Raw genomic sequence first — 23336 nt, 5'->3', positions numbered from 1 at the left:
TAGGGGCTTTCTGCTATCCCGAAGGGACACAACGGCCCGGGCGGATATTATGAACCAGATCGACAATCCGGAATCTTTCGACGCCGACGCATTGCGCAAGAAGATTTCCGAGATCCGGACCATTGCGCCCGGCGAGAAACGCGACAACGAACCGAAGCGCGAACTCAATCCGCTTGCGCGCCGCATTGCGTCGCAATTCCGTACCGATACCTATTCTCCGAACATGATCATCGGCCTGATGCGCCTGTTCGAATTCACCGCGCTGTTTGCCATCGGCTATGCCATCCACATGCTTTATATCGCGCCGCCGCTTGACGAGCTGCTCGGCTATTGCGGGCTGATTGCCGGCGGCTCGATGCTCACGGTGGCTTTCCTGCAGCTGTGCGACGGGTATCAGGTCCCCACGCTGCGGTCTTCGGCGCGGGCCCTGCCCCGGTTGATCGGCTGCTGGACGCTGGCCTTCGCGTCCATGACGCTCGTGCTGTTTGTCCTCAAGATCGGCGGGACTTTCTCGCGGCTCTCCTTCGGTGGCTGGTACGTGCTCGGTGCAATCTTCCTCGTTGCGGAGCGCGCCTTCATCGCCTTTTCAATCCGCCGCTGGGCACGCAACGGCATCATGGAGCGCCGGGCGGTCATCGTCGGCGGCGGCCAGCCGGCCAAGGATCTGATCCGTTCGCTCGAACAGCAGACCGACAACGATATCCGCATCTGCGGCATCTTCGACGACCGCGACGAGCGCCGCTCGCCCGGCATCATCGCCGGATACCCCAAGCTCGGCACGGTTGCCGAACTGGTGGATTTCGCCCGCCTCACCCGCATCGACATGCTGATCATCGCCTTGCCGCTTTCGGCGGAACAGCGCATCCTCGAGCTGTTGAAAAAGCTTTGGGTCCTGCCGGCTGATATCCGTCTTGCCGCCCATGCCAACAATCTGCGGTTCCGTCCGCGCAGCTATTCGCATATCGGCCAGGTGCCGATGCTCGACATCTTCGACAAGCCGATCGCCGACTGGGATTCCGTCGCCAAGCGCATCTTCGACGTCTTCTTCAGCATCGTCGCACTCGCCGTTCTCTGGCCGGTCTTCATCGGCGCCGCGATTGCCGTGAAGATCAGCTCGCCGGGGCCGATCATCTTCAAGCAGAAGCGCCACGGCTTCAACAACGAGACGATCGACGTCTACAAGTTCCGCTCGATGTATACCAACATGAGCGACCCGACGGCCCGCAATGCCGTCACCAAGGGCGATCCGCGCGTCACCCGCGTCGGCCGGTTCCTGCGCAAGTCCTCGATCGACGAACTGCCTCAGATCTTCAACGTGCTGAGAGGCCAGCTATCTCTGGTCGGCCCGCGCCCGCATGCCGTGCTTGCCCAGACCGCAGACCGTACCTATTCCGATGTCGTCGAAGGCTACTTCGCCCGTCACCGCGTCAAGCCCGGCGTCACCGGCTGGGCGCAGATCAACGGCTGGCGCGGCGAGATCGACAATGACGAAAAGATCAGGTTCCGCACGGCGTTCGACCTCTACTACATCGAAAACTGGTCGCTGTGGCTGGACCTGAAGATCCTGTTCCTGACGCCGATCCGGCTTCTCAACACGGAAAACGCCTATTGAGCGCACTGAACACCACGTCTGCCGCGGGTTTCCGCCCGCAGCTCGCCGCCGTCGCGATCCTCGGCTCGGCGATGGTGACGTTCGGCGTCTTCCTGTCAGGCTTCGTCATTGCCGAACCGGCCCCCTATGAGATCTTCATGGCGGCGCTCATAGGGCTCTGGTTTCTCTTCGGCCTGAAGATTTCACGCTCCGTCGCGCCGCTTCTGGCCCTGCTCATCCTGTTCATGACCGGCGGCCTGCTGTCGCTGACTGTCATGCGGGACCTTGCGGCCGGCCCGATGTACATGGCCGTATCGGGCTTCCTCTGCCTTTCCTCGGTGTTTTACGCGGCCATCATCGAAGCGCGTCACGAGCGGCTGAAACTGATCTTCGACGCGTGGGTTGCCGCCGGCGTCCTGACCTCCCTGCTCGGCATTCTCGGTTATTTCGGCGCGATCCCGGGGGCGGAGAATTTTACGCTCTACGACCGCGCCAAGGGCGCGTTCCAGGACCCCAACGTCTTCGGTCCCTTCCTGGTCGCACCTTCGATCTACCTCATGTACCGGTTGCTCACCGAGCGTATCACGACCGCGCCGCTAAGGGCGGTCGCCATCCTTATCATGGCGCTCGGCCTGTTCCTCTCCTTCTCCCGTGCTGCCTGGGCGCTCTATCTATTCTGCGCCTGCGCGCTCGTCCTTATCATGCTGCTCAAGGAACGGACCGGCGCCTTCCGGCTGAAGATCCTCGTGCTGGCGCTGGCCGGCGCGCTACTGATGGTCGCGGCGCTTGTCATCGCGCTGCAGATCCCGCAGGTCGCCGATCTCTTTTCCAACCGCACCCAGCTTGTCCAGGACTATGACGGCGGCCATCTCGGCCGCTTCGACCGCCACAAGATCGGCTTCCTGATGTCGATGGAAAAGCCGCTCGGCATCGGCCCGATGGTGTTCAGCACCCTGTTTCCCGAGGACGAGCACAATGTCTGGCTGAAATCGCTGACCTCCTACGGCTGGCTCGGTTTCGTCTCCTATGTCACGCTGATCCTCTGGACGGTGACGATGGGCTTCCGCTTCCTTTTGCTCGACCGGCCCTGGCAGCCCTATCTGATGATCGCGTGGATCGTCCTGATCGGCCACGCCGCCATCGGCAATGTCATCGACACCGATCACTGGCGGCATTTCTTCCTGCTGCTGGGCGTCATCTGGGGCTGCGGCGCCCTGGAATACCGCCATCGGCGCCAGGCTTCGGTCCCTCCCGCACATTGGCGTTCGCCGGCGCCAACGCTGCGTTAACATCAACACTGTACACAAGGTGTACGGATCGGTTCCATGTCGGGACCGGCGGCGGATTGTCCTGAATGAACATCGACCCCTCCATCGCCGAAGCTGAAAGCGGACTGCGCCTTCTCCAGGTTCTCGAGCCGAGCGGCGGCGGCTCGGGCCGCCATTTTCTCGATCTCTGCCGGGGATTGAAGCAGCGCGGCCACCATGTCGAGGCGGTCTATTCGCCGATCCGGGCGGAAGATGCCTTTGTCCGCGAACTGAAATCGATCGGTCTTCCCACCGTCCACGCCGTCGCCATGAAACGGTCTCCGGGCCTGTCCGACATTGCCGCCTTTCGGGCGCTGCGGCGCATCATCAACGGCAGTGTTCCTTTCGACATCGTCCACGGCCACAGCTCGAAGGCCGGCGCGCTCACCCGCCTGCGCCTGCCCGGCTTCCACGCGCCGCGCGTTTATACCCCGCATGCTTTCCGCACCATGGACCCGACGCTCGGCAAGGCCGGACGGCTGATATTCGGCAGCATCGAGACCATCCTTGCCCAATTGTTCACCGATCACCTGATCTGCGTTTCCGACGACGAGCATGCCCATGCCCGGTCGTTCGGCATGCCGGCGCGAAAACTCTCCGTCATCGTCAACGGCGTGGCGCCGCCGCCGCTTGACATGGCAAAGACGGTGCGTGCCAGCTTCGGCATTTCAGACGATGCCTTCGTCTTCGGTTTCGTCGGCCGGCTGTCCCACCAGAAGGCGCCCGAACGGCTGATCGAGGCCTTCCGCAATGCCGCCTCGCGGCTGCCGGAGGCGCAGCTGATCATGGTCGGCTCCGGCGAACTCGAACCGGAAATCCGCAAGGCCATCGCCGAGAGCGGCTTGCAGAAGCGCATTCGCCTGACCTCGGCCTTCACCGGCCCGCAGGCTGTTCCCGCCTTCGACGTGCTGGTCATGCCGAGCCGCTACGAGGCGATGTCCTATGTGATGCTGGAGGCGGCGGCCGCCGGAAAGCCGATCGTCTCGACCGATGTCGGCGGCGCAACCATGGCGATCGACAGGGACAGAAGCGGCCTGATCGTTCCAAACGACGGCGATACCGCCAAGCTCGCCAATGCCATGATCGAAAGCGCCGACCCTGAGCGTCATCGCCGGATGACGGCGGCGGCGCAGGCGCGAATGGCGAATTTTTCGATGGGACAGATGATCGACAAGACCGAGGCGGTGTACCGGCGGCTTGTCGCCACGCGGTGACCAGCCGGATCTTTCAGTACGCCCGGCGGGAAAGCAGCGGCGCAATCACCCCTGCGCGCACCAGCCCCGTTTGCCGTCCGCCCTGCGCCGGGCCAACCCCTCGGAAACCAGCATGTCACCGATCGATCGCCCCTGCCCGACTGTCACTGTCGCGTCCTGACCGGAGGCGCCCACCAGCTGGACATCGCCGGCATTGAGGATTTCCCAGAGCCGCTTTTTCGCCAGCGAGCCGAGCTTGCGCTCGTTGTCGCACTTGGCCTGCTTGATTCTTGGCGGCTGGATGTCGGCGATCTGGATTTTCCGCCGGCCGTACCAGAACGTGCCGCCATCGACGACACAGTTCTCCAGCGTCTCCGTGCAGAAATAAAAGGCGCCCGGCTTGCCGCCAACGGCCGTCTGCGCGCCAACAACCCTCTGCTCGCCAACGGGCTTCAGCGCGCCAACGTCCACGGCCGCCTGCTCGATGGGCCGCACCGCCGGCATCGCCAGCGCAGGTTTTGCGATCGGCTGGATTTTCTCGACACGTTTTTCGGGAGCGGACTGTTTTTCCACAGGGCGCGGCTTGGCGATCGACGCCGTGTAGAAGGGCGCCGTCATCGGCATGATCTCGACCCGATGGTCATAAGCAACGGCAGCACCGACCGACAGGATACCGACCAGATACCACGGCCACATGCTGCCCTTCGACTGCTTCCGGCTCGCCCGCCGCTTCTGGCCTTTTCTCGCCGCTGTCTTCGCCATGGTCTGGATCCCTGATTCGCCACCGCATTATCGGGGCAAGGGATTGCCGAAAACTTTAAGAATCGCGAAAATCTGCCGTTGCGGACGTGTTTGCGGCATTTCGGGTGGCAACCAAAAACGTCCCCGCTTTTTCAGCGTATTTATCCCGTTTTCCAAAATCAGGGCTTGCGCCCCGAGTCCTGATTATATACGGCTCTTTTCGGTTCGGAGTGTAGCGCAGCCCGGTAGCGCACTTGACTGGGGGTCAAGGGGTCGTGGGTTCGAATCCCGCCACTCCGACCATTTTTTTCTTGAAGTCCCTGTCATATTGAAACGCCGCGCAAAACGGCGTCTGCATTTCAATGCACCGAGACATCTGTCTCCGGCTCGTCCAGGAAAGACTGGATGCCGTCGCGCTCGACGGTGGCCAGAAACTCCTCGAAGGCTTCCTTGTCCGTTGCAAAGGGCTCTTCCCAGACGGTCAGGCCCTCGTCCTGGTCGATCACCTCCAGCGTCCAGCCATCGGTACTGCCTTCCTTGCGGAAGATGTCGACGAGCACGGTGACGCCGTCATCGGTGAATTCGCCGGCGAAATCGGAATGCTCGAGCTTCTGTTTCTTCGTCATGGTCGTCAGGCCTGTTTCGTGTTGGTGACAGTGTTGGTGACGGTGGCGGTGAGCCGGCCCCTGGAGCGTTCGCGGGCCGTGCTGCCCTCCAGCCGTTTTGCCGCTTCCTTGATTTCGAGCGGCGTGAAGAGAGTGCGGTATTCCGGTCGCGTCATCGCGGCCTCCATCGACAGTTCCGTTTTCTTTGCCTCGACCAGGCGTTCGAGACCGGTCGTGCCGGGCTTGAACACCAGTTCCTTCGCAGCCTCGACGCCGCCCTTCAGGATGACGAGACGGCGAAACAGCACGGGGCGGAAGCCGAATCGCGCGCAGTGATCATACAGGGCAAGCATCTCGCCGTGAAACTTCGCCGGAAGGGCCTTGGTCATGTCGCTGTTTTATTCATCGGGCTTTTCTTCATTCGGGCGACGGACAGATGGGGATGCCGGGCGCCTGCGCCAAGGCCTCAAGACAGTCTGTCACTCTTGCACCGGGATCTCCGCTTCGGCGGCGGCGGCCAGAAACGCTTTGCGGGCATCCTCGGCCGGCCTCTTGCCCTCGACGACCTGCGCGCAGATATCGAGCGCGCGATCCAGCGCCGGCGCGTCTTCCAGCGGCCAATCCTCGATCATCGCCCAGGATGCCTCGGTGGTGTTGGAGATCGTTACGTATTTGCCCGGCCCCTCAAGGGCAAGCGTCACGCTTTTCGTCCAGGCCTGTTCCATGTGTTTTTGCCTTGCTCGGAATTCGATCCGGGTTGTTACCATGAACATGGATGGCGGCACGACAGGAAAGCGGAATAAACAGGCCGGATTGTTTCTCGTGTCAGCGTACCTGGTCGAGCAGGCGCTTGCATTCCAGAAGGTCGTAGAGCGCCTCCTGCAGCAGCGCCCGGTCCTCCTTGCCGACGGACGTCTTGCCGACCGAAATTTCCGGCGCCTCGTCGTTCCCGCCGACGAAGGAGAAGAACCGGCGGCTGGCCGGCGCCTTGGCGCGGCCGACGATCTGGTCCTCCTCCGGATTGCCGAGCTTCGGCTGAACCTGTTCCTCGAGATTGGCGGCCGCCAGCGCCTCGACGGTTGCCAGATCGCCGCTGGCGATCGCCGCGACGAACTTGTTGCCGTTCATCTTCAAAAGTTTCTGCACGCCCTTGATCGTGTAGCCATGGTCATAGAGCAGATGGCGAATGCCCTTGAGCAGATCGACGTCTTCCGGCCGGTAGTAGCGCCGGCCGCCGCCCCGCTTCATCGGCTTGATCTGCAGAAAGCGCGTCTCCCAGAATCTGAGGACATGCTGCGGCAGGTCGAGATCATCGGCCACTTCACTGATGGTGCGAAACGCATCCGGGCTCTTGTCCATGTCTTCCCCCATTTCGCGTCGAACACGTCCGGCTCTGTATAGCGTGAGCATTGCCACACGCCGTTATTGCCGTGAATGCGAATGATTACACGAATCATGCGCATTTCAACGGCTTATGCAGGTGTTTTCAACCACTTTAATGATGGAAGGCGTCGTTACGGGGCCGGCGACTGCGGTTTCAGCTTGGCCTTGCGCGACAGATGCGCCTTGAGAACGCGCTGCTTCAGCACGTTGGAGGCCTTGAACGTCATGACGCGGCGCGGAGAAATCGGCACTTCCTCGCCGGTTTTCGGGTTGCGGCCGATGCGCTCGTTCTTGTCGCGCACCTGGAACGTCGCGAAGGAGGACAGCTTGACGCTTTCGCCACGCACGATTGCGTTGCAGATTTCATCGATCACCGTCTCGACCAGTTCGGCCGATTCCGTTCGGGAAAGACCTACCTTGCGAAAAACCGATTCGGCCAGGTCTGCTCGTGTCACCGTTTTTCCGCTCATCTTCCCCCACCGATTTTCTTGAAATATCGATTAGCCCGGAAAGAGTATTGCCCTTGTCCATTCCGGTCAAGCGTCTGCGCCATATCACATTTTTTTACCAGCGCAGCAGCACCGAACCCCAGGTGAAGCCACCGCCCATCGCCTCGAGCAGGACGAGATCGCCCTTCTTGATGCGCCCGTCGGACGCCGCGACATTGAGTGCCAGCGGGATGGAGGCGGCCGAGGTGTTGCCGTGAAGATCAACGGTCACCACAACCTTTTCGAGCGGTATGCCGAGCTTCTTCGCCGAACCGTCGATGATGCGGCGGTTGGCCTGATGCGGAACCAGCCAGTCGAGATCGTCGGCCGTGGTGCCGGTGGCCTCGAAGGCGGCCTCGATGACGTCGGTGATCATGCCGACCGCATGCTTGAAGACCTCGCGGCCCTCCATGCGCAGGTGGCCGACCGTGCCGGTGGTCGATGGCCCCCCGTCGACATAGAGCTTTTCCTTGTGGGCGCCGTCTGAGCGCAGCTGAGTGGTCAGCACGCCGCGATCGGCCGTGGTACCGTTGCCTTCCTGGCCTTCCAGGATGATGGCGCCGGCGCCGTCGCCGAACAGCACGCAGGTCGTGCGGTCGTTCCAGTCGAGAATGCGCGAAAACGTCTCAGCGCCGATGACCAGAACCCGCTTGGCCAGACCACCGCGGATATAGGCGTCCGCCGTCGTCACGGCAAAGATGAAGCCGGAACAGACCGCCTGCACGTCGAAAGCGGCACCATGGTGCATGCCGAGGCGATTCTGGATATTGACGGCCGTTGCCGGAAACGTGTTGTCGGGCGTCGAGGTCGCGACGATGATGACGTCGAGATCGGCGGGCGTGAGGCCGGCATTGGTCAACGCGGCGCGGGCCGCCGCCTCGCCGAGCGAGGCGGTAGTTTCCCCCTCGCTGGCGATGTAACGCTGGCGAATGCCGGTGCGCTGCACGATCCATTCGTCGGACGTGTCGACCTTTTCTTCCATTTCGCGATTGGTCATCACCCGTTTCGGAAGCGATGCCCCAAAACCGCGAACCACAGAACGGATCATACTCTTCAAACCTCGTCAGCCGTGCCGGTCGCCGCACCTTCCGAAGGGCGCGAGGCATGGTATTTTTGCAAATCGTTTTCGATCTTGGCCTTCAGCCCGTTGCGGACCATGTCGTAGCCGACGTCGATGGCGGCTGCGAAACCTTCCGCGTCCGTTCCTCCATGGCTCTTGATCACGACGCCATTAAGGCCGAGGAAGACGCCGCCGTTCACCTTGCGCGGGTCCATCTTCTCGCGCAGGCGGTCGAAGGCGCCCTTGGCTAGAATATACCCTATTTTGGCAAGCAGCGTGCGCGACATCGCCGCGCGCAGATATTCGGCGATCTGGCGGGCGGTGCCTTCGGCGGCCTTCAACGCTATATTGCCCGAAAACCCCTCCGTCACCACGACGTCGACGGTACCCCGGCCGATATCGTCACCCTCGACGAAGCCGAAATAATCGATGCTGTCGAGGCCGGCTTCGCGCAACAGCCTTCCGGCTTCCTTGACCTGTTCCTGGCCCTTGATCTCCTCGACGCCGACATTGAGCAGGCCAAGCGTCGGCCGTTCGACCTCGAACAGGGCGCGCGCCATGGCGCCGCCCATCAGCGCGAAATCCATCAGCTGCTGCGCATCCGCGCCGATCGTGGCACCAACATCGAGCACGATGCTCTCGCCCTTCAGCGTCGGCCAGATCGCCGCGATCGCCGGGCGCTGGATGCCCTGCATCATCCGCAGGCAGAACACCGACATTGCCATCAGCGCGCCGGTATTGCCCGCGGAAACGACCACGTCGGCCTCCCCCTTGCTGACGGCGTCGATTGCCTGCCACATGCTCGCCTTGCCACGCCCGCGCCGGAGCGCCTGGCTCGGCTTCTCGTCCATGGCAATCGCCAGTTCGGACGCATGGAAGGTGCTGCTCGCCTTCAGCTTGGGGTACTTCTCCAAAAGGGGAGTACATTGGTCCTCGAGGCCATAGAGCACGAAGCGGATATCGGGATGCCGTTCGAGCGCCTTTGCGGCACCCGGGATGACGACCTGCGGACCGAAGTCGCCGCCCATCACATCAAGAGAAATTCTGACCACGCGTGCCTTATCCTTTATTCCTGCCACACTGCATGTTTCGTCCCGGCGCAATCAGTCTGAGCGATGGAGACACACGTGTTTTCATGACGTTTGAGACGTAACAGTCCCGCGTGCGGGACAAAACGGCCCAACGGGCTGGATTTCGGCCAAAATACCGTTTTTCGCTGACGTGACAACCGAATTGTGCCGCACGGCTTTTCGGACTCAGTCCTTTTTCCAATCCTTGAGTGCCGCGAAGGGATTTGGACGGATATCGTCCTTGTCGCTGCTTTCGATCCGCTCACCAAAGCTCGCCCCGTCCTTGCGCGGATAGGGATCGATGGCAAGCGCCGCGTGTTCGGTGACGGCAAGGCCGACATCGATGGTGTCGCCGGCAAACGTGTCCGGGAGGTCCGGCCCTTCGGGGTCGAGAATCATTTCGCCGCTGTCATTGGCGGCGATCCGCGCCAGCCGCGAGCCTTCCGGCACGAAGATCGCCTCAACGGGTTCGTCGATCGCCGATTCCACCGGTTCCAGCGTTACGACGCAGGCCTGGACGATCATGGCCTGGACACGGCCCTTGATCTTGACGCCATCCTTCTTCCAGCGGGCGATCTGCAGCTCAGCCTTGAGCGACTGCACCTCCAGCACATCCCAAAGCTCGCCCAGCGCCTTGCGCTCCGCCTCATTCGCCTCGAGACGAACCGTCACGGCATTGGCGGAAATATTGCCGACCTTGACCGGATAGGAGAATGCGGGCTTTTCGTCGTGGTTCATCGTCAGGTCCTTTCGGGCGGTAACGCCGCCCAAGATAGTGCTGCCAGCCGTCACTCGGCTCCGGCGTCCCCTCTCGCGAGGCGGGCTCAGCCTTGCGCTTGCGGCAGGTCGATCCGGCCGGTTTCTACGACATCCTCGCCTTGCAGCGCAAGCTGCGCCTCGGCGGCCAGCAAATAGTCGGCAAGCCCCTGCATGGAAAGAGATGGGTCCTCGGTCTGAGGATGGAAATTGCGCTTCAGCGCCGCCGCCAGCACATCGCGATCCTTGCTTTCGAGTGCCGCGGCATAGCTTTCGAGACGTCCGTAAAACATCGCGGCAAGCTTCTTCATGCGCTTCGGCACGCCGACATCACCGACCCCGAGCTCGCGGATCGAATGATCGACATCCTCGAAGAAGGCGTCGATGATCTCCTGGGCGATCTCCTGTCCGGCACGTTCGGAACTGCGGGTGCGGCGGAAATAGAGGATCAGCGACGCGGACAGCATCTCGAAGCGTCCCATCACCGTATCCGGCACGTCGAGGTCGGTATAGAGATACGGACGGCGCGCAGCGGTGGTCAAAAGGTCGTACTGGCGCGCGACGATGGCCGTATTGCTGTTTTTTTTGCCGAACAGTCCGAATATCATCATAAAGCCCAAGTTTGCCTGCTTCAAAATGCGCAAGGCCGCGCATCCTGTTATTGCATGATCGCCGAAGCTGGTTTACCGAAGCAGGCACGAAATGCAATGGCGCATCTGCCAGCGTTACCTTGAGGGAGATGTCGTTGACGAAACGGTATTTCAGGTCAGACATGAAATTTCTGAACAACGTCGCTTTTACATTGGCAATTTGCGCAACGACCCTTTCCGGCTGCAAGACGGCGGATATGCTGAACACCAGCGAAACCCTCAATCAGGGCTATGTTGTCGACCAGGAGACGCTGGCTCTGGCACCGGTCGGCTCCAGCCGCGAGCAGGTGCTTCTGTCGCTCGGCACGCCGTCGACCACGGCAACCTTCGACAATGAGGTGTTCTACTACATTTCGCAGAAGCGCCAGCGTCCCGTCGCCTTCATGAAGCCGAAGCTGGTCGACCAGAGCATTCTCGCCGTGTATTTCGACAAGGACGGCGTCGTCTCGCAGCTGGCGCACTACACGCTGCAGGACGGCAAGGTCTTCGACATGATTTCCCGCACGACACCGACCGGCGGCAAGGAAATGACCTTCCTCGGTCAGCTGCTCTCCGGCAACGGCATCGGCAAGAGCATGGCGAAGTCCGTGCTGGGCAACGCCAACAACAAGTGATTGGCACCTGAGCCGCAACCGGCTCGCGATCCGGAAACGAAAACCCGCCGGCGATTGCGCCGGCGGGTTTTTCTTTGTCCGTCGTTCTTTTCACCTGCGGCACCCCGGGAGATGCCGCAGGCTTGTTTTTGACGCGTGATCAGGCGAGAACCGCCAGAAGCAGAAGCGCGACGATGTTGGTGATCTTGATTGCCGGGTTGACGGCGGGGCCTGCCGTATCCTTGTAGGGGTCCCCGACCGTGTCGCCGGTGACGGAGGCCTTGTGCGCGTCCGATCCTTTCATGTGGCGAACACCGTCCTTGTCGACAAAGCCGTCCTCGAAGCTCTTCTTGGCATTGTCCCAGGCACCGCCGCCAGAGGTCATCGAGATGGCGACGAAGATGCCGTTGACGATGACGCCGAGAAGCGAAGCGCCGAGCGCTGCGAAGGCGGACGCCTTGGAGCCGGAGATCAACAGCACGCCGAAATAGACCACGACCGGCGCCAGCACCGGCAGCAGCGACGGCACGATCATTTCGCGGATCGCAGCCTTGGTCAGCATGTCGACGGCGCGGCCGTAGTCCGGGCGATCCGTGCCTGCCATGATGCCGGGCTTTTCGCGGAACTGACGGCGGACTTCCTCGACCACGGCACTGGCCGCACGGCCGACGGCCGTCATGGCAATACCGCCGAAGAGATAGGGGATCAGACCGCCGAAGATCAGGCCGGCGACGACGTAAGGGTTGGAGAGATCGAACGAGATCGTCCCGACGTCGGCGAAGTAGGGATACTTGTCGCCGTTGGCGACGAAGTATTTGAGGTCGTTCGAATAGGCCGCAAACAGCACCAGGGCGCCGAGGCCGGCCGAACCGATCGCGTAGCCCTTGGTTACCGCCTTGGTGGTATTGCCGACGGCGTCGAGCGCGTCGGTCGACTTGCGAACTTCCGGAGGAAGACCGGCCATCTCGGCGATGCCGCCGGCATTGTCGGTCACAGGGCCGAAGGCGTCGAGCGCCACGATCATGCCGGCGATGCCGAGCATGGCGGTGACCGCGATGCCGGTGCCGAACAGGCCTGCCAGCTGGTAGGTCGAGATAATGCCGCCAACGATGACGATGGCGGGCAGCGCCGTCGATTCCAGCGACACGGCAAGCCCCTGGATGACGTTGGTGCCGTGGCCGCTGACGGAGGCCTGGGCGATCGAGTTCACCGGCCGCTTGTTGGTCCCGGTGTAGTATTCGGTAATCACCACGATCAGCGCGGTGACGACGAGCCCGAGAATACCGCAGATGAACAGGTTGGTGCCGGTAATGTCCTTGCCCTCGACGGTGCCGATCGAGCCCCAGCCGATGGTAAGCGAGGTGGCCGCACCGAGGCCGATGATCGACAACAGGCCGGTAACGATCAGGCCCTTGTAGAGGGCGCCCATGATCGAGCCGTTGGAACCGAGCTTGACGAAGAAGGCGCCGATGATCGAGGTGATGATACAGGCGCCGCAGATGGCCAGCGGATAGGACATGACGACGGCAAGGTTGGCGCCGCCGGCAAAGAAGATGGCGGCCAGCACCATGGTTGCGACGATCGAGACCGCATAGGTTTCGAACAGGTCGGCCGCCATGCCGGCGCAGTCGCCGACATTGTCGCCGACATTGTCTGCGATCGTGGCAGGATTGCGTGGATCGTCCTCCGGAATGCCGGCTTCCACCTTGCCGACGAGATCGCCGCCGACATCGGCACCCTTGGTGAAGATGCCGCCGCCGAGACGGGCGAAGATCGAGATCAGCGAAGCGCCGAAACCGAGCGATACGAGCGCGTCGATGACCTCACGCGAGCCTTCCGCAAGGCCGAGACCAGCCGTCAGCACGAGGTAGTAGATCGTGACGCCGAGCAGCGCCAGGCCGGCGACGAGCATGCCGGTGATCGCACCGGACTTGAAGGCAATATCGAGACCTGCGGCAAGACTGACGGAGGACGCCTGCGCCGTGCGCACGTTGGCCCGGACAGAGACGTGCATGCCGATGAAACCGGCGGCACCCGACAGGACCGCGCCGATCAGGAAGCCGATGGCGGCGGTAACGGAGAGAAGAACCCAGGCACCGATGAAGACGACGGCGCCGACGATGGCAATGGTCTTGTATTGACGTGTGAGATAGGCCTGCGCCCCCTCGCGTATGAAGCCTGCAATCTCTTGCATGCGGGCATTGCCCTGATCGGCTGACAGCACCGATTGCGTCGCCCAGATGGCATAGACCACCGAAAGCAACCCGCATGCGATAACGCCCAGTAGTATGGTCATTTCGCTCTTTCCTCCGTTTAAGCCTGCGGGCTCACTCCGTTCCACAGACCCCCAAAAAGCGCTGCGAGCCGTGCTTCCTCTTCAAGCGGCGGCGGCAGACGTGGCCGCAGAGTGCGGGGACGAATCGCTATCGTCAAGCCGCCACAATCGGAAAAACCCACGTTTTTCGGTATGTTGGCGGTGGCTTACAGGTACGGAATACTACTTTTGGAGATAAATCTCAGGCAGAACGCCGCCTTTCGGCGATAAACAGGGAAAACAGCAACAAAAGGCAAAAAGCGGTGACCGGCCAGACAGCAGCGCTCAGCATATCCCAGCCATAGGCCGTCAGAACCTTGCCGGAACCGAAGGATGCGAGCGCGACCGCGGTGAACAGGATGATATCGTGGAACCCCTGCACCTTGTCAGCCTCCTGCGGCCTGTAACTTGAGGCAACGATCGCGGTCGAGCCGATGAAACCGAAGTTCCAGCCCGTTCCCAGCAGGATCAGCGCACCCCAGAAATTCCACAGCCCGATGCCCGCGTGAGCCACCAGCGCGCAGAGCATGAGGATAACCAGGCCGCAGGCAACGACCTTTTCGGCGCCAAAGCGGCTGACCAGCATGCCGGTGAAGAAACTCGGCGCGAACATTGCCAGCACATGCCACTGGATGCCGAGCGTCGCCATGTCCTGCGAAAAACCGCAGCCGACGACCATGGCGATCGGCGCACCCGTCATCATGAAGGTCATCAGCGCATAGGTAGAGATGCCGCAGACCATGCCGGTGAGAAAGCGCCGGTTCAGCACGATCTCCCGCAAGGGGCGAACAGGGCCGGTGGGGGCGGCGCCCGCGACCGGGCGCAGGTCCGGCAGCCGCAGGAACGCCAATATGGCGATGGCTGCAAGGCAGGTGGGAACGAGTGCGATGAAGGCACCGGCAAAGAACACCGGCGCCAGCATATCCTTGGTGAGGATGACCAGTTGCGGCCCGAGTACGGCGGAGACCATGCCTCCGGCCAAGATCCAGGAAATCGCGCGCGGCTTGTAGAATCTGGGGGACGCATCCGCCGCGGCGAAACGCAGTTTCTGGGTGAAGCCGCCAGCCACGCCGGACACGCACATGCCCAGCGCAAACAGCCAGAAATCGCTCAGAAACAGCGCGTAGGCCGCAAGCACGCCGCCGCCGGCGCCGAGAAGCGCGCCCACCATGAAGGCTGCCTTGCGGCCGAGCAATCTGGACATGGCGGCGACGAAAACGGCGCCGAGCGCCACGCCGACATTGAAGCCCGTCAGCGGCGCCGTCGCCAGCGACTTGTCGTCGCCGAGCAATTGATAGCCGGCAACGCCGCCGACGGAAAAGACGATCGGACCGATCGTCCCGAGTACGGCCTGCGCAGCGGTCAGCAGATAGACGTTGCGACGGGCGCCGCGCAGTTCATGATCCATGTCCTGCACCCCGCCCACCCGCAGCGTCATCGGATGATCCTACTTCTTGACGTCGGTTCTGATCGTGCGGGCGATCCGGTCGAGCACGGCATTGACGAGCTTCGGCTCGTCGTCTTCGAAGAAGGCCTTGGCGATCTCGACATATTCGGTGACGATGACGGCAACGGGAACGTCCCGGCGCTCGCGCAGTTCGAACGTGCCGGCGCGCAGGATGGCGCGGACCGTCGAATCGAGGCGCGACAAAGCCCAGTCGTCCTGAAGGGCGGTGCCGATCAGCGGATCGAGCTGGCGCTGGTCGCGCACGACACCGGCGACGATCGAGCGGAACCATGAGGCATCGGCCTTCAGATAGGTTTCGCCGTCGATTTCCTGGCCGAGACGATGCGTCTCGTATTCCGCGACGATCTCGAGCACGCCGGTGCCGCCGATATCCATCTGGTAGAGCGCCTGAACGGCAGCAAGACGGGCAGCACCGCGCTGGTTTGCCTGCTTGATCGGCTGATCGGCCGGCGGATTGGTCGGAATATCGCTCACTGTTCGCCGCCCAGCTTGATCTTCAGGTCGATCATGGTCAGCGCGGCGCGGGCGGCAAAACCGCCCTTGTCGCCTTCGGACTTCTTCGCGCGGGCCCAGGCCTGCGCGTCGTTCTCGACCGTCAGGATGCCGTTGCCGATGGCAAGGCTCTCGCTGACGGTAAGATCCATGATCGCGCGCGAGGATTCGTTGGCGACGATGTCAAAGTGATAGGTCTCACCACGGATGACCATGCCGAGCGCGACGAAGCCGTCATATTCGGTGCCGCCATTGTCGATGCCATCAAGCGCCATGGCGATCGCGGCGGGAATTTCCAGCGCGCCGGGGACGGTGACGACGTCATAGGTCGCCCCGGCATCCTTCAGCGCCGATGTCGCGCCGTCGAGCAAAGCGTCGGCCATGTCGTCATAGAAGCGCGCTTCCACAATCAGAATATGTGGTTTGGATGTTTCGGCCATTTTTCACCCGTTTGAAATTTGGGGCCGGACATCTCCGGCGCAGGCGGCGGTCAAACCACGCCGGAGCCCGGTTGGCAAGCATTTTTCGCTGGAATGACCGATTTGCAGGGACACCGGAAGCCGATTGCATGCGGAACCGCGGAAATTGGCGTCGCCTTTTCAATTCGGTGGCGTCTCTGTACAAGTTTGATCCGAGTGGAGAAAAACATGACAGAGATGAAGAAACCCATAGTCAACCCCGCCGAGCTGCACCTGGATCATGGCCAACAGGGGACGTTTTTCGAATCCCGGGATGTCTCTTTCGGCGCGCAGCTGGGCCTCAAGGACCTCGGCGTCGGCTATAGCGAGGTGCCGCCGGGAAAAGCCAGCTGCCCGTTCCACAATCACCATATCGAGGAAGAGCTGTTCGTGATCCTCAGCGGCCAAGGCGAATATCGCTTCGGCGCCAACCGCTACCCCGTCAAACCGGGCGATGTGCTCGGCGCCCCTGCCGGCGGACCGGAGACCGCCCATCACCTGATCAACACCGGCACCCTCCCGCTCACATACCTGTCGATTTCGGCCAACGCCAAAGCCGAGATCGTCGAATACCCGGACTCAGGCAAGTTCCTGGCGAAGTCGCGCGCAACGCCCGGCGGCAAGCCGGTTTTCCGCTTCGTCGGGCGAAAGGAAAGCGAAGTCGATTATTGGGACGGAGAGCCGGGAATCTGATCGAATGACGGAATCGCATTTCAAACGGACTGAACGACGCTCATGCACACTGTCCCCACCATCGAGACCGAACGCCTGATCCTTCGCCCCTACCGCCGCGACGATTTCGGCCCCTACAGCACGCTGTTTGCCGATGCCGAGGTGACGCGCTTCATCGGCGGCGTACCGTTTTCACGCGAGCAGGCCTGGACGCGGTTCCTGCGCCAGGTCGGCATGTGGCACTATTTCGGTTTCGGCTTCTTCGCTTTGCAGGACCGCGAGACAGGCCAGTTCATCGGCGAAGCCGGTTTTCACGACCTGCACCGCGTTATCAGCCCATCCCTCGAAGGCACAATGGAAACCGGCTGGGCACTCTCCCCCCGCTCGCACGGCCGCGGCCTTGCGACGGAGGCCGTCGGCGCAGCCTTGAAATGGGGCGACCAGCAGTTTCCGTCGCTGAAAAAGACCTGCATCATCGACACATCCAACCTCGCCTCGCTCCGGGTGGCGTCAAAGCTGCAATTCAAGGAGGCGCGGCGGACGGTTTATCATGGAGCGCAGGTGATTTTGCTGGAGCGATAACTCTTCAGCTCCGGCCCCATCATACCGGCTGGAGGGCAGGCCACTCGCCTCACCTCTTTTGGCGACCCTCATTCGGCGTGCCTGAAGGGACACGCCTGCGCTGCTCCACGGCAAATGCCGAACTTTCCCATCCCACCGCCATGCCCGGGTCGCGCGCCGGCTTAACGCCCGAAAAGGGGTGCTAAGATACTGAAGAATAGGTAGGAGGGGTGAAGTTTCATCCGTCCGGCATGTGCTATTCTTAACGGTCTTGGGGACCAGCCCGGCGCTTTGCCGAGGAGGTCACTTCGCGGGATTATGCAAGAGACATAGGACGCCCCACGCCGTCTGGCTGGACGCGGGGGCGATGTGCGGTTGCGTGCTTTCTAGAAGTGCCGTGGGTCTTCCATAGTAGCCCAAGGGGAGGGCAAAATGGCGAACATTACCGTAAACAGCGGCTTTGGCTTCGATATCCGCGACTTTGATTTCAGTGAAATCCTGCATGCCGTTTCCTACAGCCGCACCAGTACGAGCTTTGTCGCTCAATACGCGCTGGGCAAGGAGGAATTCGGCGGCAGCAACTTTACCTATGACGGAATGGGCACGCCGATTGGCGGTACCGTCACGAGCCATGCCACCTGGCACCAGGCAACGCGGGCATACCTGTTTGACGGTTTCAGCATCCCGATGACCAGCGTTTGGGCGGCTGTAAAGACGACGAGCACCAGCGATGACCTTGCGCTGATCAAGAACGTGCTTGCAGCGGCCGACGTCTTCAAGGGCGGAAACGGCGCTGACTACGTGAAGCTTTACGGAGGCAACGATACTGCCGCGGGCAACGGCGGCAACGATACTATTTTTGGCGGGACCGGAAACGACACGATCACGGGCGGCGACGGCTCGGACAAGCTCTATGGCGAAGCCGGGGCCGACAAGCTGGATGGCGGAGCTGGGACCGACACTGCCTACTATGGCGGCGCCACGGCCGGCGTGACCGCAAGCCTCGCCAATGCCGCCATCAATACCGGCGATGCCCAGGGAGATACCTACGTTTCGATCGAACGGCTGTCAGGTTCGAGCCACGCCGACACGCTCTACGGCAATGGCAGCGCCAACCTGCTCGCCGGTGGCTCCGGCAATGATGTCCTGAACGCCGCCAGCGGCAACGACACGATCAATGGCGGGCTCGGCGCGGATGACATGTGGGGGGGCGCAGGTGCCGATACCTTCGACTTCAATGCACTGACGGATACCACCGTCGCCCTCGCCGGTCGGGACTCGATCTTCGATTTCTCTGGTACCGGCGGTGACCGGCTGGACCTGTCGACCATCGATGCAAATGCGACAGTTTCGGGGGATCAGGCCTTCACCTACCTCGGGACGGCAATCTTCACCGGCACGGCCGGAGAACTGCGCTATATCAAGCAGGCCTCCGACACTTACATCTATGGCGACGTCAATGGCGACAAGAAGGTCGATTTCGCCATTCACCTGGATGATGCGATCTCGCTGTCGAATGGAAATTTCATTCTCTGAGAGCGAAGGCCAATTGCTGCCGCAGCCGTTCCGGGCGGGTGGCTTTATTTCCGCGATGGTCAGCGGACTGATCCGGTTTAGTGTCCTTGCGGCGGGGCGCCCGTCGTCCAGGGCACGCGGATACCGACTACCCCGACGCAGCTTCCGGCTCACCGCAGCCTAAAATTTGATGAACAATTTTTAATTTAACTTCAACGACTTGGGACCTTTTCCCGCCATTTTTCGGCACTATCTCCGAAGTGTCGGCACGGTGCAAGGCCGATCATTGCAACCCAAGGCCTTCCATGGCGCAAGACGCGTCACGGAGACCCGCCCTGTGGCCTGCCAAAGGGCAGTCCACAGGCATCCTATGGAGCTGAAACCATGAACCGCATCGTAAAACTCTCCGCAATCGTCGCACTCACCGCCTTCCCGCTCGCCGGCGTTTCCCTGGCCGCGGGCACGCAGGAGAACTGGCCGCAACAGATCGACCGAACCGTCGCGACCTACAAGGGCAACAATTTCAACATCGTCCATTCCAATACGCTGGATGCCGGCGAATGGGTCGGCACCACGTCGTCGAGCGAGCAGGCAACCTTCCAGAAAGCGCTCGCATCCAACCGGACACTGGCGAAGGAACTGAAGGCCCGCAGCGTCACGCTTGCCAACGTGATCGGCGCGAGCCAGGCCGCTGACGGCGGGCTGACCTTCTACGTCCGCTGACTGCCATTCGAAAGCCGGCCTCTCCCTTCCAACGGGGGAGGTCTATATTTCCGCCTTCGGCGCCGGAAATTCCGCCAGCCTTGCGGCATAGCGCGCCATCGTATCAACTTCGAAATTGACGAAATCGCCCGCCTTGCGCCGCCCCCAGGTGGTCACCTCCAGCGAGTGGCGGATCAGCAGCACGTCGAAATCGGTTCCATTCACCGCGTTGACCGTCAGCGAGGTGCCGTCGAGCGCAACGGAACCCTTCGGCGCCACGAATTTGGCCAGATGGTCCGGCGCGCGCAGGCGAAAACGGGTCGCCTCGCCTTCCGTCTCCACCGAGAGGATTTCCGCCCTGCCGTCGACATGACCGGACACCAGATGGCCGCCGAGTTCGTCGCCGATCTTCAGCGAGCGCTCCAGATTGATGGGCTGGCCTGACTTCCACGACGAGATCGTCGTCAGCCTGAGCGCTTCTTCCCAGGCCTCCACCTCGAACCAGCGGCCGTTCGCGCCCTCTTCCGGCAGGGTCGTCACCGTCAGGCAGACGCCGGAACAGGCGATCGAGGCGCCGATGTCGATGCCCTTGGGATCATAGGCGGTGACGATACGCAGCTTGATGCCCTCGTCGAGGGGGGTGATCGTTTCGACGGTGCCGATATCGGTGATAATGCCGGTGAACATCAGGGGGTTCTTTCGTATTCGTAGGTGTCGAGAAGATCGTCGCCGAAAGTATCCGACCGCCGGTGGACGAAGCCGACCGGGATCAGGTTGCGTTCAAGTGGGGATGGCACCCCCTGGTCGCCAAGGGTCACGGGCGCGGTGAACAGCAGAATCCGGTCGACAAGCCCTTCGTTGAGGAATTGCTGTGCCGTCCGTGCGCCGCCTTCGACCAGAAGCGAGGAAATTCCCCGCGTTGCCAGCGCCCCGAGAAGATCGGCTGGCACCGCCGGATCGCAGACGACGACCTCGACGCCGGCGGCCTCCAGGGCCTGCCGCCGCTCGGCAAAGGATATCGAGCCGTCCTCCTGCCCCGTGACGACGAGAACCGGCACGGCGTGGGCCGTCTGCACCAGTTTCGAGGACACCGGCAGATCGAGATCGCCGTCGATGACGATCCGCAACGGCGAGCGGTGCTCCAGACCGGGAATTCGGACGGTCAGTTCCGGGTCGTCGGCGATCGCCGTGCCGATGCCGACGAGGATCGCATCGGTCTCCGCCCGCAGCCGCTGCACATGATCGCGGGCGGACGCGCCGGTAATGCGCACCTGCCCCTGCCCCTTGATGCCGATCATGCCATCGGCGGAAACGGCAAGCTTGAGAGTCACATAGGGCCGATTGTTGTGCTTGCGCATGAGGTAGCCCTCAAGCTCCCGCTCACCCTCTTCCGCAAGCACGCCGGTGACCACCTCGATGCCGGCGTCGCGCAGCATTTCGAGACCGCGCCCGGCGACCCGCTCGTCAGGATCGGTGACGGCAACGACGACGCGGGCGACACCGGCGGCGATCAGCGCATCGGCACAGGGCGGCGTCTTGCCATGGTGGGAACAGGGTTCGAGCGTCACGTAGGCGGTGGCGCCGCGCGCAAGCGCACCGGCGACAGCCAGAGCCTGCGTCTCCGCATGCGGCCTGCCGCCCGACGCCGTCACGGCACTGCCGACGATCTTCGGACCGTCGCCGTCATCGCGGACGATGACGCAGCCGACGGACGGGTTGGAGCCGGTTGCGCCGAGATTGCGGTGCGCGATGCGCAACGCCTCTGTCATGAACCGCTCGTCTTCAATCCTGTCTGCCATGTCGATGCCGTTCCGTGTTTCCCGATCCTGCAAACGTCAAACGCCGCCTTTCGGCGGCGCCAGCTTTGGTGGCGATCAGGCGCCGGGATCACGCGCGATCTTGGCGCTGATCTCGGCGATCACCTTCTCGAAATCGTCCGCATGGGAGAAATCGCGATAGACCGAGGCGTAGCGGACGAAGGCAACGTCGTCGAGGCCCTTGAGCGCTTCCAGCACCTGCAGGCCGATCTCTTCGGACGGGATTTCCGTCTCGCCGGAGCTTTCCAGCCGCCGGACGATACCGGACACCGCCCGCTCGATCCGGTCACGATCGACCGGCCGCTTGCGCAAGGCGATCTCGAACGAACGCAACAGCTTGTCGCGGTCGAACGGCGCCTTGCGGCCGGTCTTCTTCAGGATCATCAGTTCCCTGAGCTGCACCCTTTCGAAGGTCGTGAAGCGGCCGCCGCAATCCGGGCAGATGCGTCGGCGGCGGATGGCGGCGCCGTCCTCCGCAGGACGGCTATCCTTCACCTGGCTGTCTTCCGATCCGCAATAGGGGCAGCGCATCAAGGCTCCTTGATAAGAGGTCTGTGATCAGAGGTAAGGGTACATCGGGAAACGGTCGGTCAGCTTGACGACCTTTTCGCGAACACCGGCTTCGACGGCTGCATTGCCTTCGTCCGAATTGGCGACCTTAAGGCCGTCGAGAACTTCGACGATCAGGTTGCCGATTTCGCGGAATTCAGCTTCCTTGAAGCCGCGCGTCGTGCCGGCCGGAGTGCCGAGGCGGACACCGGAGGTGACGAACGGCTTTTCCGGATCGAACGGGATACCGTTCTTGTTGCAGGTGATGTAGGCGCGGCCGAGCGCTGCCTCGGCGCGCTTGCCCGTGGCGTTCTTCTTGCGCAGGTCGACCAGCATCAGGTGGTTGTCGGTGCCGCCCGAGACGATGTCGAGGCCGCCGGCCACCAGCGTTTCGGACAGCGCCTTGGCGTTCTTGACGATCTGGGCGGCGTAATCCTGGAATTCCGGCTTCAGCGCCTCGCCGAAGGCAACGGCCTTGGCGGCGATGACGTGCATCAGCGGGCCGCCCTGCAGGCCGGGGAAGACGGCCGAGTTGAACTTCTTTGCCAGATCCTCGTCATTGGTGAGGATCATGCCGCCGCGCGGGCCGCGCAGCGACTTGTGCGTGGTGGTCGTTGCAACATGGCAATGCGGGAATGGCGACGGATGCTGGTTGCCGGCAACAAGGCCTGCAATATGGGCCATGTCGACCATCAGCCACGCGCCGACTTCATCGGCGATCTCGCGGAACCGCTTCCAGTCCCAGATGCGGGAATAGGCGGTGCCGCCGGCGATGATCAGCTTCGGCTTGTGCTTGCGCGCCGATTCGGCCACGGCATCCATGTCGAGCAGGTTGTCGCCTTCGCGCACGCCGTAGGAAACGACGTTGAACCACTTGCCGGACATGTTGACCGGGGATCCATGCGTCAGGTGACCGCCCGAATTGAGATCGAGACCCATGAAGGTATCGCCCGGCTGCAGCAGCGCCAGGAATACGGCCTGGTTCATCTGAGAACCCGAGTTCGGCTGGACGTTGGCGAAATTGACGCCGAACAGCTTCTTGGCGCGCTCGATGGCGAGTTCCTCGGCGATATCAACGAACTGGCAGCCGCCATAGTAACGCTTGCCCGGATAACCCTCGGCATATTTGTTGGTCATGATCGAGCCCTGCGCTTCCAGAACGGCGCGCGAGACGATGTTTTCCGATGCGATCAGTTCGATCTCATGACGCTGGCGGCCAAGCTCTTTCTCGATCGCGCCGAAAATATCCGGATCGCTGTCGGCGAGAGAACGGCTGAAGAATACGTCGGTGGCGGCGGCAGAAACGCTCATTCTCAAAGCTCCTTAAGAGACGGTGCACGGTGTTTACCGT

At 62.2% G+C, this 23336-nt stretch carries 26 protein-coding genes and 1 tRNA gene; 9 read left to right on the top strand and 18 right to left on the bottom strand.

Annotated features, from left to right (window positions below; genetic code table 11):
• The first annotated feature begins 49 nt into the window (after window positions 1–49).
• The 3 genes from J2Z75_RS21540 to J2Z75_RS21530 all read left to right on the top strand — a co-directional run bounded on the left by J2Z75_RS21540 (window position 50) and on the right by J2Z75_RS21530 (window position 4112).
• On the top strand, window positions 50–1612 hold the full coding sequence (locus tag J2Z75_RS21540; RefSeq protein WP_209854835.1) for an undecaprenyl-phosphate glucose phosphotransferase: 1563 nt from the start codon (window positions 50–52) through the stop codon (window positions 1610–1612).
• Window positions 1609–2880, top strand: coding sequence for an O-antigen ligase family protein (locus J2Z75_RS21535; RefSeq protein ID WP_209854834.1), 1272 nt, complete (start codon window positions 1609–1611; stop codon window positions 2878–2880). Before J2Z75_RS21540 ends, J2Z75_RS21535 begins: the two co-directional genes overlap by 4 nt.
• A 71-nt stretch (window positions 2881–2951) precedes the next feature.
• Window positions 2952–4112, top strand: a complete 1161-nt coding sequence (locus tag J2Z75_RS21530; protein ID WP_407692801.1) for a glycosyltransferase family 4 protein — start codon at window positions 2952–2954, stop codon at window positions 4110–4112.
• 45 nt (window positions 4113–4157) lie between these two features.
• Here J2Z75_RS21530 and J2Z75_RS21525 read toward each other — a convergent pair whose 3' ends face one another.
• Complete coding sequence (locus J2Z75_RS21525; RefSeq protein ID WP_209854832.1) at window positions 4158–4853, bottom strand: hypothetical protein; 696 nt, start codon at window positions 4851–4853, stop codon at window positions 4158–4160.
• Window positions 4854–5058: 205 nt separating this feature from the next.
• On the opposite strand from J2Z75_RS21525, the gene J2Z75_RS21520 reads away from it, so the two are divergent.
• A tRNA-Pro gene (locus tag J2Z75_RS21520) sits at window positions 5059–5135 on the top strand.
• A gap of 56 nt (window positions 5136–5191) precedes the next feature.
• Here J2Z75_RS21520 and J2Z75_RS21515 read toward each other — a convergent pair.
• From J2Z75_RS21515 to J2Z75_RS21475, 9 genes are all read right to left on the bottom strand, one after another.
• Window positions 5192–5458 (bottom strand): hypothetical protein, encoded by a 267-nt coding sequence (locus J2Z75_RS21515; RefSeq protein ID WP_209854831.1) that lies wholly within the window; start codon window positions 5456–5458, stop codon window positions 5192–5194.
• A 5-nt stretch (window positions 5459–5463) separates the two neighbouring features.
• On the bottom strand, window positions 5464–5826 hold the full coding sequence (locus tag J2Z75_RS21510; RefSeq protein WP_209854830.1) for a hypothetical protein: 363 nt from the start codon (window positions 5824–5826) through the stop codon (window positions 5464–5466).
• 90 nt (window positions 5827–5916) lie between these two features.
• A complete protein-coding gene (locus J2Z75_RS21505; RefSeq protein ID WP_209854829.1) occupies window positions 5917–6162 on the bottom strand; it encodes a DUF982 domain-containing protein in 246 nt (81 codons plus the stop codon).
• A gap of 100 nt (window positions 6163–6262) precedes the next feature.
• Window positions 6263–6796: a MerR family transcriptional regulator gene (locus J2Z75_RS21500; RefSeq protein WP_209854828.1), complete on the bottom strand. Its 534-nt coding sequence runs from the start codon at window positions 6794–6796 to the stop codon at window positions 6263–6265.
• A 155-nt stretch (window positions 6797–6951) separates the two neighbouring features.
• Entirely contained in the window at window positions 6952–7290 is a 339-nt protein-coding gene (locus tag J2Z75_RS21495; RefSeq protein ID WP_209854827.1) for an integration host factor subunit alpha, read from the bottom strand.
• 94 nt (window positions 7291–7384) lie between these two features.
• Window positions 7385–8356, bottom strand: coding sequence for a beta-ketoacyl-ACP synthase III (locus J2Z75_RS21490; RefSeq protein WP_209854826.1), 972 nt, complete (start codon window positions 8354–8356; stop codon window positions 7385–7387).
• Window positions 8357–8361: 5 nt separating this feature from the next.
• The gene (gene plsX / locus J2Z75_RS21485) at window positions 8362–9420 is read right to left on the bottom strand and encodes a phosphate acyltransferase PlsX (RefSeq protein WP_209854825.1); all 1059 of its coding nucleotides are present in this window, start codon (window positions 9418–9420) and stop codon (window positions 8362–8364) included.
• 204 nt (window positions 9421–9624) lie between these two features.
• Window positions 9625–10176 (bottom strand): YceD family protein, encoded by a 552-nt coding sequence (locus tag J2Z75_RS21480; RefSeq protein WP_209854824.1) that lies wholly within the window; start codon window positions 10174–10176, stop codon window positions 9625–9627.
• 86 nt (window positions 10177–10262) lie between these two features.
• Complete coding sequence (locus J2Z75_RS21475; RefSeq protein WP_209854952.1) at window positions 10263–10802, bottom strand: ubiquinol-cytochrome C chaperone family protein; 540 nt, start codon at window positions 10800–10802, stop codon at window positions 10263–10265.
• 131 nt (window positions 10803–10933) lie between these two features.
• Between J2Z75_RS21475 and J2Z75_RS21470 the strand changes: the two genes are divergently transcribed.
• On the top strand, window positions 10934–11458 hold the full coding sequence (locus tag J2Z75_RS21470) for an outer membrane protein assembly factor BamE (protein ID WP_209854823.1): 525 nt from the start codon (window positions 10934–10936) through the stop codon (window positions 11456–11458).
• Window positions 11459–11597: 139 nt separating this feature from the next.
• Here J2Z75_RS21470 and J2Z75_RS21465 read toward each other — a convergent pair whose 3' ends face one another.
• The 4 genes from J2Z75_RS21465 to ribH form a co-directional block, all read right to left on the bottom strand.
• Window positions 11598–13733 (bottom strand): sodium-translocating pyrophosphatase, encoded by a 2136-nt coding sequence (locus J2Z75_RS21465; RefSeq protein WP_209854822.1) that lies wholly within the window; start codon window positions 13731–13733, stop codon window positions 11598–11600.
• 220 nt (window positions 13734–13953) lie between these two features.
• Entirely contained in the window at window positions 13954–15189 is a 1236-nt protein-coding gene (locus J2Z75_RS21460; protein WP_407692797.1) for an MFS transporter, read from the bottom strand.
• A 9-nt stretch (window positions 15190–15198) separates the two neighbouring features.
• Complete coding sequence (gene nusB, locus J2Z75_RS21455; protein WP_209854950.1) at window positions 15199–15684, bottom strand: transcription antitermination factor NusB; 486 nt, start codon at window positions 15682–15684, stop codon at window positions 15199–15201.
• Window positions 15685–15689: 5 nt separating this feature from the next.
• Entirely contained in the window at window positions 15690–16151 is a 462-nt protein-coding gene (gene ribH, locus J2Z75_RS21450) for a 6,7-dimethyl-8-ribityllumazine synthase (protein WP_068953288.1), read from the bottom strand.
• A gap of 207 nt (window positions 16152–16358) precedes the next feature.
• On the opposite strand from ribH, the gene J2Z75_RS21445 reads away from it, so the two are divergent.
• The 4 genes from J2Z75_RS21445 to J2Z75_RS21430 all read left to right on the top strand — a co-directional run bounded on the left by J2Z75_RS21445 (window position 16359) and on the right by J2Z75_RS21430 (window position 19640).
• Entirely contained in the window at window positions 16359–16862 is a 504-nt protein-coding gene (locus J2Z75_RS21445) for a cupin domain-containing protein (RefSeq protein ID WP_209854949.1), read from the top strand.
• Between the two features lie 42 nt (window positions 16863–16904).
• Window positions 16905–17423, top strand: a complete 519-nt coding sequence (locus J2Z75_RS21440) for a GNAT family N-acetyltransferase (RefSeq protein ID WP_209854821.1) — start codon at window positions 16905–16907, stop codon at window positions 17421–17423.
• Between the two features lie 411 nt (window positions 17424–17834).
• Complete coding sequence (locus J2Z75_RS21435) at window positions 17835–18938, top strand: calcium-binding protein (protein ID WP_209854820.1); 1104 nt, start codon at window positions 17835–17837, stop codon at window positions 18936–18938.
• A gap of 363 nt (window positions 18939–19301) precedes the next feature.
• Window positions 19302–19640, top strand: coding sequence for a hypothetical protein (locus J2Z75_RS21430; RefSeq protein ID WP_209854819.1), 339 nt, complete (start codon window positions 19302–19304; stop codon window positions 19638–19640).
• A gap of 42 nt (window positions 19641–19682) precedes the next feature.
• On the opposite strand, the gene J2Z75_RS21425 is transcribed toward J2Z75_RS21430, so the two are convergent.
• From J2Z75_RS21425 to glyA, 4 genes are all read right to left on the bottom strand, one after another.
• A complete protein-coding gene (locus tag J2Z75_RS21425; protein WP_209854818.1) occupies window positions 19683–20306 on the bottom strand; it encodes a riboflavin synthase in 624 nt (207 codons plus the stop codon).
• Window positions 20306–21418 carry a bifunctional diaminohydroxyphosphoribosylaminopyrimidine deaminase/5-amino-6-(5-phosphoribosylamino)uracil reductase RibD gene (gene ribD, locus J2Z75_RS21420; RefSeq protein WP_209854817.1) on the bottom strand — a complete coding sequence of 371 codons (1113 nt, stop codon included), beginning with the start codon at window positions 21416–21418 and terminating at the stop codon, window positions 20306–20308. The genes J2Z75_RS21425 and ribD overlap by 1 nt, the downstream gene beginning before the upstream one ends.
• 75 nt (window positions 21419–21493) lie before the next feature.
• On the bottom strand, window positions 21494–21967 hold the full coding sequence (gene nrdR, locus J2Z75_RS21415) for a transcriptional regulator NrdR (RefSeq protein ID WP_068953276.1): 474 nt from the start codon (window positions 21965–21967) through the stop codon (window positions 21494–21496).
• Between the two features lie 27 nt (window positions 21968–21994).
• The gene (gene glyA, locus J2Z75_RS21410; RefSeq protein ID WP_209854816.1) at window positions 21995–23296 is read right to left on the bottom strand and encodes a serine hydroxymethyltransferase; all 1302 of its coding nucleotides are present in this window, start codon (window positions 23294–23296) and stop codon (window positions 21995–21997) included.
• Window positions 23297–23336: the final 40 nt, after the last annotated feature.

It is taken from the genome of Rhizobium herbae (genome assembly GCF_017873135.1).
Classification (GTDB): Bacteria; Pseudomonadota; Alphaproteobacteria; order Rhizobiales; family Rhizobiaceae; genus Pararhizobium; species Pararhizobium herbae.
Note: the sequence above shows the minus strand (reverse complement) of the source record. Positions and strands in the feature narration are given on the sequence as shown.

What these genes read in the sequence shown, in the direction of transcription:
- J2Z75_RS21540 (WP_209854835.1), top strand. Translation starts at nt 50, where the DNA reads ATGAACCAGATCGACAATCCGGAATCTTTCGACGCCGACGCATTGCGC.
- J2Z75_RS21525 (WP_209854832.1), bottom strand. Translation starts at nt 4,853, where the DNA reads ATGGCGAAGACAGCGGCGAGAAAAGGCCAGAAGCGGCGGGCGAGCCGG.
- J2Z75_RS21515 (WP_209854831.1), bottom strand. Translation starts at nt 5,458, where the DNA reads ATGACGAAGAAACAGAAGCTCGAGCATTCCGATTTCGCCGGCGAATTC.
- J2Z75_RS21510 (WP_209854830.1), bottom strand. Translation starts at nt 5,826, where the DNA reads ATGACCAAGGCCCTTCCGGCGAAGTTTCACGGCGAGATGCTTGCCCTG.
- J2Z75_RS21505 (WP_209854829.1), bottom strand. Translation starts at nt 6,162, where the DNA reads ATGGAACAGGCCTGGACGAAAAGCGTGACGCTTGCCCTTGAGGGGCCG.
- J2Z75_RS21500 (WP_209854828.1), bottom strand. Translation starts at nt 6,796, where the DNA reads ATGGACAAGAGCCCGGATGCGTTTCGCACCATCAGTGAAGTGGCCGAT.
- J2Z75_RS21495 (WP_209854827.1), bottom strand. Translation starts at nt 7,290, where the DNA reads ATGAGCGGAAAAACGGTGACACGAGCAGACCTGGCCGAATCGGTTTTT.
- J2Z75_RS21490 (WP_209854826.1), bottom strand. Translation starts at nt 8,356, where the DNA reads ATGATCCGTTCTGTGGTTCGCGGTTTTGGGGCATCGCTTCCGAAACGG.
- J2Z75_RS21480 (WP_209854824.1), bottom strand. Translation starts at nt 10,176, where the DNA reads ATGAACCACGACGAAAAGCCCGCATTCTCCTATCCGGTCAAGGTCGGC.
- J2Z75_RS21475 (WP_209854952.1), bottom strand. Translation starts at nt 10,802, where the DNA reads ATGATATTCGGACTGTTCGGCAAAAAAAACAGCAATACGGCCATCGTC.
- J2Z75_RS21470 (WP_209854823.1), top strand. Translation starts at nt 10,934, where the DNA reads ATGTCGTTGACGAAACGGTATTTCAGGTCAGACATGAAATTTCTGAAC.
- J2Z75_RS21465 (WP_209854822.1), bottom strand. Translation starts at nt 13,733, where the DNA reads ATGACCATACTACTGGGCGTTATCGCATGCGGGTTGCTTTCGGTGGTC.
- J2Z75_RS21460 (WP_407692797.1), bottom strand. Translation starts at nt 15,189, where the DNA reads ATGACGCTGCGGGTGGGCGGGGTGCAGGACATGGATCATGAACTGCGC.
- ribH (WP_068953288.1), bottom strand. Translation starts at nt 16,151, where the DNA reads ATGGCCGAAACATCCAAACCACATATTCTGATTGTGGAAGCGCGCTTC.
- J2Z75_RS21445 (WP_209854949.1), top strand. Translation starts at nt 16,359, where the DNA reads ATGACAGAGATGAAGAAACCCATAGTCAACCCCGCCGAGCTGCACCTG.
- J2Z75_RS21440 (WP_209854821.1), top strand. Translation starts at nt 16,905, where the DNA reads ATGCACACTGTCCCCACCATCGAGACCGAACGCCTGATCCTTCGCCCC.
- J2Z75_RS21435 (WP_209854820.1), top strand. Translation starts at nt 17,835, where the DNA reads ATGGCGAACATTACCGTAAACAGCGGCTTTGGCTTCGATATCCGCGAC.
- J2Z75_RS21430 (WP_209854819.1), top strand. Translation starts at nt 19,302, where the DNA reads ATGAACCGCATCGTAAAACTCTCCGCAATCGTCGCACTCACCGCCTTC.
- J2Z75_RS21425 (WP_209854818.1), bottom strand. Translation starts at nt 20,306, where the DNA reads ATGTTCACCGGCATTATCACCGATATCGGCACCGTCGAAACGATCACC.
- ribD (WP_209854817.1), bottom strand. Translation starts at nt 21,418, where the DNA reads ATGGCAGACAGGATTGAAGACGAGCGGTTCATGACAGAGGCGTTGCGC.
- nrdR (WP_068953276.1), bottom strand. Translation starts at nt 21,967, where the DNA reads ATGCGCTGCCCCTATTGCGGATCGGAAGACAGCCAGGTGAAGGATAGC.
- glyA (WP_209854816.1), bottom strand. Translation starts at nt 23,296, where the DNA reads ATGAGCGTTTCTGCCGCCGCCACCGACGTATTCTTCAGCCGTTCTCTC.